Here is an 11,297-nt window from a genome sequence, read left to right as displayed (position 1 = left end):
GCCATCTCGTACAATTAACACTCATTAAGGCGCCCGGCCTGCGCGCGCTTTGTTAACAGGATTTAAACCAAGCTGAGACACAAAAGCCGTAACTTCCCCGTAACTTAACAAAAATTAACCATATGGAAAGATTGCGGACCCGGTTGTGCCGGAATTTAACGGGATAACTGCCCCGTTGCGCATAATCTGCACAACGCCAACAATAACAACGGGGAAGAGGGTTATGGCAATGGCAGCCGCAGGTATCGCGTTCGAAGCATCACAATCAGCATCCGAGCACGGGCGAGGCGCCTGTCCCTCGCAGACGCGCCCGATCGATCTTGTGCATCTCGCGACTCAGACGATGGGTGATCGGGCACTCGAAGTAGAGGTCCTCCAGATGTTTGCGCGCCAGGCGCGTCGTGCGTTGCACGACATGGCGACACCTGATGCCGACGCCGTCGTTGCGGCCGCGCATCGCCTGAAGGGTGCCGCGAATGCTGTCGGTGCCTTTCGCGTTTCAGCGGCGGCGCAAGGCGTGGAGTTCGATGCGTCCGACGCCGCACGGCGGGCTGCCGTAAGTGCTGCCGTGGTGGAGGCCGAAAACTTCATCAAGAAGCTTTACCGCTAGGCTCGATAACAACGGCGTCAGCGGAGTAGCAGAAGACGCCCTCGATGATTGACTGCACCGGGCATATATCGGAAGACAGCGCCGGATTTTCTGGTTGCAATCTTCAATATCCCGGATGTGAAACATGACGAAACTGACAATCGTTGCCTTCGACGGAACGCGCTTCGAACTCGAGGCAGAGCCTGGCACCACCGTAATGGAGAATGCCGTGCGCAACTCCGTGCCGGGAATCGAAGCCGAATGCGGCGGGGCCTGCGCTTGTGCAACCTGTCATGTTTACGTCGATGACGCCTGGACCGAACAGGTTGGCCCGCCGGCGCCGATGGAAGAAGACATGCTTGACTTCGCATTCGAGGTGAAGCCGACGTCGCGGCTTTCCTGTCAGATCAAGGTGAAGCCGGAGCTCGACGGGCTCGTGGTGCATGTGCCGGAGCGCCAGGCCTGATCGGCTCTTGCGTCTGATGTGATTGTCCAAAAAAAGCCTCGCTGCGCTTAAGCTGCTAGCGAGGCAAGTCGGGCGCATCACCACAGGCCAAGGGAGGAGGCACCTGGGGTTCAAGGACACGCCGGGAGAACACGGCAAACGGAAGTTCTTACGCGTATGCTATGCTACCGATTTCGTCAGGGTCCGGAAGCTCCAGCGCTCGCGCGCGAACTCACCATTCGCGCCTTCGCCAGATCGGTGGTTCAGGGCGCTTCCCATGCCTCAGCTTGTATCTGAAAACGGTGAATTAGCCCATCACCATATATTATCCATCATTCACGAGGCTGCAGGTCAGCCTGGCGCAAGCTTCGACCGTATTGGCGGTAAACCGGCTGGCGGTGGTTAGCGACGTTTGCTCTTCAGGCGGTATTGCAGCAGCCGCATCATGCGCTCGTCGAAGTTGGCCGACTCGACCTGGTCGAAACGCTGCTGGTCGCGGTCGTGATTGGCGAGAACACGGCGCGTGACGTCTGCGACGTCAGTTTCCAGTGCATGGCAGGTTCGTGTCGGCTTGAGGCCGAGCAATTCACGCTCAAGGCGGCGGGCGTAGGTGCGGGCTATCTCCGCGTGGCGTTCTTCATGGCGCTTGATATCGGACGACAGCGTATCCCAGATGAAGCCGAGATCGGCAGGCGCCTTCTTGCGGTTGGTCCAGCGCGGCAGGATGATGTGAGTGCGCAGCGTCACGCGTGTGCCGCCGACCGTGCAGCGTCCGTTCTTCTCGACATAGGTGACATCGCCGCCGAACTTGATCTCGGTGGCGCCGGGATGCCGGTGGCCGGTCGATCGTGTCAAAGGCCCGCGCTTTTCCAGTTCCTTGTCCAAGTCGTCAGCAGTCAGGCCGCCGACATTGAAGTAGGAATAGGTCTTGGTAATGACGGGAGCTGCAAGGGCCGTTGAGGATACGAAGCAGGATAAAAGAACCGTGCCGAAAACCCGGCAAACCTTACGGCTGAAGAACATTCTAATGCCTGCGACGTTGAACTTGGGATGACCTTGGGGCATAGCCAGCCGGAGCGCAACTCGAAGGCGTCAAATTTTGCGTTACCTAATGAAAGATGGTCTGCCTGTGGTATCCGGAAGCAACAGCCCCTGGCATCCGCGGCTCTGGAAGCTCGCGCACGGGCGCAGTCTGGAGCTTGGGCCGGTGGGGCATCTCATGGCCATCATCAACGTCACGCCAGACTCGTTTTCCGATGGCGGACGCCATGCCGCACGCGATACGGCGGTCGCGCATGCGCTCTATTGCGCGCGCGAAGGCGCCGCCATTTTGGATATAGGCGGTGAATCGACACGGCCGGGCGCTGTCGAGGTTACGGCTGCCGAGGAGCAAGACCGTGTTCTCCCCGTAATCGAAACGCTCGTCGCCGAGACGGACGCCCTGATCTCGATCGACACCTATCGTGCCGAGACCGCGCGGCTTGCGGTCGCTGCCGGTGCTCACATCGTCAATGACGTCCATGGTTTGCAACGCGAGCCGGAGATTGCTGATGTGGCAGCCAAGGCAGGGGCAGGGGTCTGCATCATGCATACCGGTCGCGGTCGCGAAAAACTCGCTGATCACATCGAAGACCAACACTTCTTCCTGCGGCAATCGCTCGAGATCGCGCGGGGCGCCGGCATCGAAGAAGAAGCGATTGTTCTCGATCCCGGCTTTGGTTTTGCCAAGGACGGCCATGACGACCTGGTCCTGATGGCGCGGTTTGCCGAATTGCATGAGCTCGGTTTCCCGCTGCTGGCCGGGACTTCGCGGAAGCGCTTCATCGGCGCGGTCACCGGCCGGGAGAAAGCGGACGAGCGGGATGTCGGCACCGCGGCAACCACGGCGATCCTGCGGCTCGCGGGTGCTGCGATCTTCCGGGTTCATGACGTTGCATCAAGCCGCGACGCGCTGCGGATGGCCGATGCCGTGCTTGCGGCAGGCGCAGGAACTGGGGAAGGGGATGGCAACTGATGGGCACCTACACGATCACCCTCAAGAACTGTGCCTTCTTCGGGCGTCACGGCGTGCTGGACGAAGAGGCCCGGCTCGGCCAGCGTTTTTTTGTCGATGTGGTGATGATGGTCGAGGCCGAAGACGCGCTCACCAATGACAGCGTCGCAAGCACGGTCCACTATGGCGAGGCTTATGCCATCGTTGAGCAGATCGTCACAGGGACGCGCCGAAACCTGATCGAGACTTTGGCGAAGGACATCGGCAAGGCGCTGTGTGCCTGGTCGCCGCAGATCAGGCGGGTCGAAGTTGCGGTGCGCAAGCCCAGCGTGCCGATCGCCGGCATCCTCGATTATGCGGAGGTTCGGGTTGAGCACGTTGCCTGACCGGACTTGGGAAGTCGCGGCGCTCGGTCTCGGAGGCAATATCGGCGACCCGCCAACGGCCATGGCCGAGGCCCTGCGGCAGATCGACCGTAGCGACGATTGCCGGTTGGTCAGCGTTTCCAAGCTGTATTCAACACCGCCATGGGGCAAGCTTGACCAGGCCGACTTCTTCAATTGCTGCGCGTTGGTGGAAACGGTGCTGGAGCCGGAGGCGCTGCTGCAGCTTTGCCTTTCCATCGAGAGGAACATGAAGCGTGTCCGCGTGGAGCGCTGGGGCCCGCGCACGATCGATATCGATGTCCTGACCTATGGCAACCGGGAGCAGAAGACGCAAACGCTTGAACTGCCGCATCCGCGGATGACGGAGCGCGGTTTCGTGATCAAGCCTCTCGCTGATATCGCGCCGGAGATGGTGTTGAACGGCCGGACGGTCGACGCCTGGCTGCAAGAGGTTGACGTGACGGGAATCAGGGTCGCTGAAAACGATCCCGACTGGTGGAGGAGCGCGTGACGCTCCTCTTCAAGCTTAAGGCTTGATCGAGCCGACGGCGATCGAGTCCATGTCGCGGTCGAGCGACAGGCCGATGACAGGGATCATTTGCTCGTCGACCTTCACGGAGATGGTGATGTTCATCTTGTTCTCGCCGCGCAGGCTAGCGACCATGGCGCCGTTCAACTGCTTGCGGTTGATGCCCATGACGACCTTGTCGCCATTGACGGAGCCGGAGATGATGTCGAGACCCTTCCCTTCGGCGCCATCGAGAAACTTGCCGGTGTAACCCTTGCCGCTCTGGGTGATTGTGGCCGACATCGGCTGCTGGAATACGCCGACCCGGCAGGTGCCGTCGAGCTTGATTCCAACGTCGCCAGCGACCGGCGGAGCACCGATGAGGTTGCAGCTGAATTTCGTGCCCTTGTATTTGCCGGCGACGATCTCGCCCGGACCCTTCCAGACACCCGCTACGGACTGGAAAAACGCCTTGTCGCGCGGTGCGGCCTCAGCCTGTGAGGTGATGGCCGAAGGTGCCGCAGCGGTAAGAACGGCGATACCGCCGAGAAGCGAAAAGAAGCGCGTAAACATGAACTTTCCTCAGACGAGCGGCAACTTTAACTGCCGCTAAATTTACGCGCGAATGGTTAATGCGGAGTGAATTATCGCTCGTCGGAGCGGCCTCCAACGGAGGCAATATCGGACAAGAAATCGCCGATGCCGGGCCTTTTTACAGCGCGGAACGGCAGCGGACGGCAAAGATCCATGGCGGCAATCCCGATCCGGGCGGTCAGCAATCCATTGATTACGCCCTCGCCGAGTCGCTTCGAAAGTTTCGATGCAAGCCCATGGCCGAGCACCTGCTGGGCAAGCCCGTCGCCAACCGCAATTGAGCCGGTCACCGCCAGATGCGCCACCACGTCGCGCAGCAGCCGCATCAGGCCGAGCGTGCCGGGACGGCCGCCGTAAAGCTCCGCCATGGCGCGAACCAGCCGCGTGACTTCAAACAGCACATAGGCGAGATCCACGATGGCGCGCGGGCTGACGGCAGTGACGATGGAGACGCGCTTGGAGGATGCCAGGATGAGGGCGCGTGCCTTGCGGTCGAGCGGTGACAGCAGTTCCCGCTCTGCCAGATCGATCAGTTGCGGGGCGTCGATGATGTCGTCCTTGGTTGCGTCGAGCGTGGCGCGTCCCTTAGCTGTCTCCGGGCGGTGACTGAGGATCGTATAAAGGCTCGAAACGACCGAACGGGCTGCTGCGGGGCGAGGCGACAGCAAGGCATCTTCAGCCTGCGTCTTCAATGTCTGCACGGCGGAAAGCCGCATGATGCCAAGCACTTCGCGCGCCACCAGGACGAACACGGCAACCAAGCCGATTCCAAGCGCTGCGAGTGCTGCGTACCCCAGCCAGTCCGCTCGCGCGAAGAGGTCGCGGATGACGCTGTCCGCCCACAAGCCGAATGCCAGCGACAGGAAGGTGCCAAAAGCGGCCAGCGCGAGATTGACGAAGGAAAACTTCCTGCGTCGGCGGGTCTCTGCGACCGGTATGGCGTCAGTATCCAGTTCCGGCGGGGAAAGGAACGGATCCTCTTCGTCCGGCGTCACGGCGACCATGCCGTCATCGAAGCTGCGAGGGCTGCGGCGTGCCGGGACATTGACCGCGCTGGTGGCGGTTGCTTCTTCCTCGACGGCGAATGACGCGGGGCGCCGCCTGTTGTTCTGCGACTCAGGAGGTCTCATGCAAGCCGGTCTCCCAGAAGGAACTGCAGGGCGCGATCGAGCCGGATATGCGGGATCGACAGCTTGGCTCCGGTCGCCGTCCTCTCCAGGAGCGGCGGCCTGAAGCGCACGATGTTGACCTCCGGCAGGTCATTGCTCGCCGCGTCCATGCCGCGGAACAGCGTTTCGGGATCTTCCGGCAGGTCTCCCGGAAAGACGGCCGTCTTCCTCTCTCCGTCGAAGCGTTCGCCGTTGATCGTCTCGCCAGCCATCGGCGTGCCGACGATGACGGGGAGCAGTTGACCGTCCTCCTTCACCGTCGCCTCGCGGGTGGCGCGCACCGAAGCGATCGCCATCATTTCGATACCGGCTCCGGCCATGCCGATCCGTTCGATGGCGCGATCCACCAGCCTTCCAGCAAGCTTTTCCAGCCGGTCATGGCTTTCGTGGTGAAGATGGTCGGCCTTGGTTGCGGCGACCAGCACCTTGTCGATGCGGCGGCCGAGGAGTGCGGACAGGATGCTGTTGCTGCCGGGACGGAAGCACGCGAGAACGTCCGTCAGTGCGCGCTCGAGATCCTGCACCGCTTCCGGGCCTCGGTTGATCGCCTGCAGCGCATCGATCAACACGATCTGACGGTCCAGTCGTGCGAAGTGCTCGCGGAAGAATGGCTTCACGACGATGTTCTTGTAGGCGTCGTAGCGGCGCTCCATCATCGCCCGCAACGATCCCTTTGGCGCCTTGGTTTCAGGCATGTTCGGCAGCGGCGCGAAAGTGAGTGCCGGCGAGCCTTCCAGATCCCCTGGCATCAGGAAACGTCCGGGCGGCAGGGTGGAGAGCGAGCGCTCGTCCGATTTGCAGGCTTTCAGATAGGCGGCGAAAGTTTCCGCAAGTCGCCGCGCCGTCATCTCGTCGGCCGGCGCGTCCTGGTCGATGCTCTGCGCCAGTTGCAGCCAATCCCGCGACAGTTCCTGTCGGATGCCGGTCTGGGCGAGCGAGACGGTGCTTTCACTGAACTGGCGAAAATCCTGCGCAAGCAGTGGCAGGTCGAGCAGCCACTCTCCGGGATAATCAACAATGTCGATCGACAGCTTGCCGCGCGAAAACATCCGGCCCCAGCCGCTGGCGCTTTCGTAGTCCAGCGTGATGCGCAACTCAGAGATGGCGCGGGTGGAATCGGGCCAGATGCGGTCGTTGACCAACGCATTGATGTGATCCTCGTACTGGAAGCGCGGGATCGCATCATCCGGCTGCGGCTCCAGCCTCACGTTGGACACGCGGCCCGATCGATAAGCTTCGAGCAGCGGCAGGCGCCCGGCGTTCAGCAGATTGTGGACGAGGGAGGAGATGAAGACGGTCTTGCCGGCACGCGACAGGCCGGTCACGCCGAGCCTGATCGTCGGGTGGATCAGCCCGCTTGCACGATCGGTGAGGTTGTCGAGCGCTATTCGCGCGTCGTCGGTGAAGCTGGTGAGCGAAGGCGGCAAGGTGAGGTTCCGGTTTCCGTGTTCGGGGCAATATAGGTATCGCCGGAGCCGGAGGCAAAGACGCCGTATGCCTCAAGGGGTAAGGAAATCGGTGAGGATCCAGTCCGTGCCGGCGCCTGATGTTTGCGTATTCCGGTCAAGGACCGCAAGTCCCGCGGGCGGATAACTCGAGGGAACTGCCGCCAGCATCTGGGTTGGACCCGCAAGCGCCTCGAGCAGTTCTTCCATCGTCGGGTTATGGCCGATGATCATGACCGAGCCTGCGTCCTGCTGGCTTTCGATCAGGGACAGATAGGTGGACAACGAGCCGTTGTAGAGTTCATCGACAAAGGTCGGCTCGATCGTTTCGTCCGTTGCGCGGCGGATGGCATCTGCCGTCTGGCGGCAGCGGGTGGCGGTGGAGCAGAGCACCCGGTCTGGCCGGTAACCAAGGTCGGCTGCCTTGTCCGCAACAAGCTCGGCTTCGGCAAAACCCTGGGCGTCGAGCTGGCGGTCGAAATCCTTCTGTCCGGGCTCCGCCCACCCCGATTTGGCATGGCGCAACAGGTAGAGACGGGACGGAGAAGGGGAGGTCATAGGTGATGCGCCAGGTCGGAAGGAATGTCTGAGGCAGAGGTAGCTATGGCCCCACCCGGCGTCAACCGGCAGTGGACGCGGATCGGCGCGTCAGGCCGTGCTATAGTTCAGGCGTTAAGAATAAAGCTGAAAAATTCACCATTTAGCCCATTTTTGTGACAGTTTTAAATTGCGCTCAATAGTTTGTGCACGGCTTGAATCGCGATGGCCGAATGCGATATAGAGGCGCCGCATGAGATGTTCTTCAGGAGAATCGCGTTGAGTGAGAAGATCGATCTTAGCAATTATGTGCTCTCGGAAGACGAAGAGTTCATGAATGCAAATCAGAAGGCGTACTTTCGGGCGAAGCTGATTGCTTGGAAGAATGACATACTGAGAGAAGCGCGCGAAACGCTGGACCATCTGGCTGAAGAAAGCGCTAACCATCCCGATCTCGCCGACCGGGCCTCCTCCGAAACAGACAGGGCTATCGAACTTCGCGCCCGCGACAGACAGCGGAAACTGATTTCGAAAATCGATGCCGCGCTACAGCGTATCGAGGAAGGGACCTACGGTTACTGCGAAGAAACGGGCGAACCCATCGGCCTCAAGCGCCTGGATGCCCGTCCGATCGCAACCCTGTCGATCGAGGCGCAGGAGCGTCATGAACGGCGCGAGAAGGTTTACCGGGACGAGTGATCGTCCCAGCATGGCATGAGTTTCAAGGCACGGGAAACCGTGCCTTTCTTTTATCCTGCAGTTCGTGCTCCAGGCCGAGGCGGCTCTAGATCGCTCGCTGGAGCGAGTGTTGCTGGTCGGGCTGCGGGCCGACATAGACCGAACGGGGGCGGATCAGCCGACCGTTCATTGCCTGTTCACGGGCGTGCGCAATCCAGCCGACCGTGCGGCCAAGCGCGAACACTCCGGTGAAGCTTTCGCGCGGGAAGCCGAGCGCATCGAGAAGCAGCGCCGTATAGAACTCGACATTGACGTCGAGGCGCCGATCCGGCTTGCGCTCCCTGAGGATCACGACAGCCATCCGTTCCACGACCTCTGCCAGCTTCACCCGCGAAAGATTGACCGTGCCTTCTTCTGCCAGTCGCTGCAGCGCGGCTTTCAGCGCTTCGGCGCGTGGGTCGCGCACCTTGTAGATCCGGTGGCCGAATCCCATCAGCCGCTCGCCGCGGCCGACCGTCTCGCGCAGCCAGGTTTCGGCACTCGACTCCGTCCCGATTTCATCCAGCATATCGAGTACAGGTCCGGGTGCTCCACCGTGAAGTGGTCCCTTGAGCGCGCTGAGCGCAGCCAATACGGCCGAAGCAAGCCCGGCTCCGGTGGATGCGACGACGCGCGACGTGAAGGTCGAGGCATTGAGCCCGTGGTCGCAGATCGTCACGAGATAGGCATCGAGCGCGGCGACCTGGGCCGGGGAGGGCGTGGTGCCCGTCAGCATCCTCAGCGTATCGGCAGCTTGTGAAAGCGTCGCATCTGGTGCGATAGGCAGCAGGTCCTGCTGAAGCCTCAAGAGTGCAGGGAGGAACGCCGCTGTTGCCGCGGCAAGACGTACGGCCGTTGGCAGATCATCGCCATCCGGCAGCCTTGCAAGGAGTGCGCGCAGAGCGTCCACGGGTGGCAGGCTCAATATTGCCTCGTCCACAGCGCCAATATGCGCAAAGACTTCGACGCGCGCTCGACCCAGTGCCGTCTTGAGCGTCACGGCAGACATTGGTTCTTCAAAGAACCGGTCCCATAAGCGCAAGGCCGTATCTTCAAAGGTCGCAGATCCCGCGAGGTCATCCAGCCAGGCGCCGCGGATGATCAGCCTGCCGGCCTCACCATCAACATCCGAGAGCACCGTTTCGGCAGCAACGACATCATCCAAACCATTCTTCATCATCACGTTCTCCTTTACCGGGAACATGATCAAAGCTATCAATGTTGACGTCAATCTTGATGAGATAGATCAATATGAAGAGTGGGTGGATCAGCGCAGAGGAAGCTTTGAAGCGGCTCGGCACCAAGCCGCAAACGCTTTACGCCAATGTCAGCCGCGGTCGCATCCGGGCCAAAGCCGATCCGGCGGATTCGCGGCGCAGCCTGTATCAGGCGGAAGACGTGGTGCGGCTTGCGGAGCGGCATTCCGGCCAGCGCGCTTCGGCTGCCGTGGCCACGGAAACGATTCGCTGGGGCGAGCCGCTGCTGCCGACGACGATCTCCGCCATCGAGAACGGGCGGCTTTATTACCGCGGACGCGACGCGCTCGAGCTTGCGCAACATCTGACACTGGAAGAGACGGCGGGTCTGTTGTGGGACACGGGGCCAGCAAAACTGACAGAGGGCGCTTCAGAGGCAGGCGGAAACGCCTCGCGCGTGACGGAGGCGCTTGTCGCTCTGGCCAAACGGGCGACCACCGATCTGCCGGCGCTCGGGCGTCGTCCGGCGGTGCTTCGATCCGAAGCGGCCAAGATCCTGTCAACTGTTGCGGGAGCGCTGGCACCAGGAGGTGACTGGCGGGATCCGTTGCACCAGCGCCTCGCGGAAGGTTGGGAAAAGCCGCAAGCCGCCGAGCCGATTCGCAAGGCACTGGTCCTAACGGCCGAGCATGAGCTGAATGTGTCCGCCTTCGCGGCGCGCGTGACGGCGTCATCGGGTGCTGCCCTGTCGGCCGCAGTGCTGTCCGGGCTCGCGACGTTGACGGGCCCCCGCCATGGCGGCGCATGGCGTGATGTCACGATGCTGGCGGCGCAGGCGAAGGCCCATGGGGTGCGTGAGGCAATCTCGACCGGTCTGTCATCGGAAGGGTTACTGCGTGCCTTCGGGCATCGGCTTTATCCGCAAGGCGATCCCCGTGCCAAGGCGTTGATGGCGGAGTTCGAGGCGCCAAAGCTTTACCGCGATCTTGCGGAGGCGGGCGAGGAGCTTCTGGGCGAGCCGATCAATATCGATTTCGCGCTGGCGAGCCTTGCGGTCGCTTTCGAACTGCCGCCTGAGGCGCCGCTGGTGATTTTTGCGATGGCGCGCACCACGGGGTGGCTTGCCCATGCCATGGAGCAGGTGGAAAGCGGGGAACTGATCCGGCCGCGAGCCCGATATGCCGGCGCGGACGAACAAGATGTTGAAACCGTGGGCTCACGGCGTAGCTCTTCGGCCCATTCTCGCCTATCTTCCGCCGCACGTTGAAAATGGACAAGACACATGTTCGGAAATAATTTCAGCCTGAGCCTCAGCCTGTTCGTGGCGCAGGGACGCGAGCGCCAGACCGCCAATTTCTACAAATCGGTGTTCGGGGCTGAAGAAACGAATTCCTACGAGATGCTGCACCTGATGATGATTGAACTGCAGCTTGGGCGAATTGGTCTCGTGGTCTGCGGATCCGACCCGAAACGCGAACGCGCGCCGTCATACCAGGGGCCGTTCCACCCAAAAACGGACGGGGCTGTCAGCGCCATGTTTCAGTTGACGGTGCCGGATGTGGAGGCTGTGGTGGATGCTGCTTTCGAGGCAGGCGGCATGTTGCGCGACAACATCCAGACAGACCTGCAGGGCCGGCAGGTGGCAACGATCTTTGATCCCGCCGGTCATGCCTGGGTGCTGATCGAAGCGGAGCCGAGGAATGGGAGCGCGGCCTAAG

14 protein-coding genes are annotated in these 11,297 nt (G+C 61.6%); 8 read left to right on the top strand and 6 right to left on the bottom strand.

What is annotated here, in order from left to right; genetic code table 11:
- Positions 1-229 precede the first annotated feature (229 nt).
- Both CYG48_RS07310 and CYG48_RS07305 read left to right on the top strand, forming a co-directional pair.
- A complete protein-coding gene (locus tag CYG48_RS07310) occupies positions 230-610 on the top strand; it encodes an Hpt domain-containing protein (protein ID WP_118851538.1) in 381 nt (126 codons plus the stop codon).
- A gap of 124 nt (positions 611-734) precedes the next feature.
- Positions 735-1,055 carry a 2Fe-2S iron-sulfur cluster-binding protein gene (locus CYG48_RS07305; protein ID WP_118849760.1) on the top strand — a complete coding sequence of 107 codons (321 nt, stop codon included), beginning with the start codon at positions 735-737 and terminating at the stop codon, positions 1,053-1,055.
- 381 nt (positions 1,056-1,436) lie between these two features.
- On the opposite strand, the gene CYG48_RS07300 is transcribed toward CYG48_RS07305, so the two are convergent.
- Complete coding sequence (locus tag CYG48_RS07300; protein WP_118849759.1) at positions 1,437-2,057, bottom strand: DUF922 domain-containing Zn-dependent protease; 621 nt, start codon at positions 2,055-2,057, stop codon at positions 1,437-1,439.
- An 88-nt stretch (positions 2,058-2,145) separates the two neighbouring features.
- Here CYG48_RS07300 and folP point away from each other — a divergent pair, with 88 nt between their 5' ends.
- From folP to folK, 3 genes are read left to right on the top strand one after another with little or no spacing between them, the layout of a single operon-like run.
- A complete protein-coding gene (gene folP / locus CYG48_RS07295; protein WP_199925248.1) occupies positions 2,146-3,048 on the top strand; it encodes a dihydropteroate synthase in 903 nt (300 codons plus the stop codon).
- Entirely contained in the window at positions 3,048-3,413 is a 366-nt protein-coding gene (folB, locus tag CYG48_RS07290) for a dihydroneopterin aldolase (protein WP_199925247.1), read from the top strand. Before folP ends, folB begins: the two co-directional genes overlap by 1 nt.
- Positions 3,406-3,924 carry a 2-amino-4-hydroxy-6-hydroxymethyldihydropteridine diphosphokinase gene (folK, locus tag CYG48_RS07285; protein ID WP_245450545.1) on the top strand — a complete coding sequence of 173 codons (519 nt, stop codon included), beginning with the start codon at positions 3,406-3,408 and terminating at the stop codon, positions 3,922-3,924. Before folB ends, folK begins: the two co-directional genes overlap by 8 nt.
- A 15-nt stretch (positions 3,925-3,939) precedes the next feature.
- Here the strand turns inward: folK and CYG48_RS07280 are convergent, their stop codons facing one another.
- From CYG48_RS07280 to CYG48_RS07265, 4 genes are all read right to left on the bottom strand, one after another.
- The gene (locus CYG48_RS07280; protein ID WP_118849756.1) at positions 3,940-4,494 is read right to left on the bottom strand and encodes a hypothetical protein; all 555 of its coding nucleotides are present in this window, start codon (positions 4,492-4,494) and stop codon (positions 3,940-3,942) included.
- A gap of 71 nt (positions 4,495-4,565) precedes the next feature.
- Entirely contained in the window at positions 4,566-5,645 is a 1,080-nt protein-coding gene (locus CYG48_RS07275; RefSeq protein ID WP_118849755.1) for a YcjF family protein, read from the bottom strand.
- Positions 5,642-7,111: a YcjX family GTP-binding protein gene (locus CYG48_RS07270; protein ID WP_118849754.1), complete on the bottom strand. Its 1,470-nt coding sequence runs from the start codon at positions 7,109-7,111 to the stop codon at positions 5,642-5,644. Before CYG48_RS07270 ends, CYG48_RS07275 begins: the two co-directional genes overlap by 4 nt.
- A gap of 72 nt (positions 7,112-7,183) precedes the next feature.
- Positions 7,184-7,687, bottom strand: a complete 504-nt coding sequence (locus tag CYG48_RS07265; RefSeq protein WP_118849753.1) for a SixA phosphatase family protein — start codon at positions 7,685-7,687, stop codon at positions 7,184-7,186.
- 258 nt (positions 7,688-7,945) lie between these two features.
- Between CYG48_RS07265 and dksA the strand changes: the two genes are divergently transcribed.
- The gene (dksA, locus tag CYG48_RS07260; protein WP_118849752.1) at positions 7,946-8,365 is read left to right on the top strand and encodes an RNA polymerase-binding protein DksA; all 420 of its coding nucleotides are present in this window, start codon (positions 7,946-7,948) and stop codon (positions 8,363-8,365) included.
- Positions 8,366-8,450: 85 nt separating this feature from the next.
- Here the strand turns inward: dksA and CYG48_RS07255 are convergent, their stop codons facing one another.
- A complete protein-coding gene (locus CYG48_RS07255; protein ID WP_118851536.1) occupies positions 8,451-9,560 on the bottom strand; it encodes a citrate synthase/methylcitrate synthase in 1,110 nt (369 codons plus the stop codon).
- A gap of 74 nt (positions 9,561-9,634) precedes the next feature.
- On the opposite strand from CYG48_RS07255, the gene CYG48_RS07250 reads away from it, so the two are divergent.
- Entirely contained in the window at positions 9,635-10,846 is a 1,212-nt protein-coding gene (locus tag CYG48_RS07250) for a citrate synthase (RefSeq protein WP_199925246.1), read from the top strand.
- A gap of 15 nt (positions 10,847-10,861) precedes the next feature.
- Positions 10,862-11,296, top strand: coding sequence for a VOC family protein (locus CYG48_RS07245; protein ID WP_118849751.1), 435 nt, complete (start codon positions 10,862-10,864; stop codon positions 11,294-11,296).
- Position 11,297 lies beyond the last annotated feature (1 nt).

Origin of the sequence: Neorhizobium sp. SOG26, assembly GCF_003491345.1 — a bacterium.
GTDB lineage: Bacteria > Pseudomonadota > Alphaproteobacteria > Rhizobiales > Rhizobiaceae > Neorhizobium > Neorhizobium turbinariae.
The sequence above is the reverse complement of the archived record's forward strand: the minus strand, read 5'-3'. Positions and strand labels throughout refer to the sequence as shown.